Source organism: Pseudoalteromonas sp. AWH4_217 (assembly GCF_056161105.1).
On the sequence record NZ_JBSWYM010000084.1, the window covers coordinates 1 to 284 of the forward strand.

1 rRNA gene is annotated in these 284 nt (G+C 40.5%); it reads right to left on the reverse strand.

Annotated features, from left to right (window positions below):
• Positions 1-67: ribosomal RNA gene (locus ACXAH1_RS24775) — 16S ribosomal RNA — on the reverse strand; the annotation flags it as partial.
• Positions 68-284: the final 217 nt, after the last annotated feature.

Below are 284 nucleotides of genomic sequence, written 5' to 3' on the forward strand. Positions count from 1 at the left end.
GCTCGACTTGCATGTGTTAGGCCTGCCGCCAGCGTTCAATCTGAGCCATGATCAAACTCTTCAATTAAAAGTTTTTTGAAACCGAAGTTTCATGCTCATTGAATTCTGATTTTGATTTCCCACCTATAAAAGATGAGATATCGAATTGACTGTGCTGAAACAAGTAAACTTGTTTCCGTTGGTCACTCAGTTCAATTGAGACTCTAAATTTGTTTGCGTCATCTAGCGAACTAGAATCTGCTGTTAGAACTCAACCTGTACGAGTGCCCACACAGATGATTGCT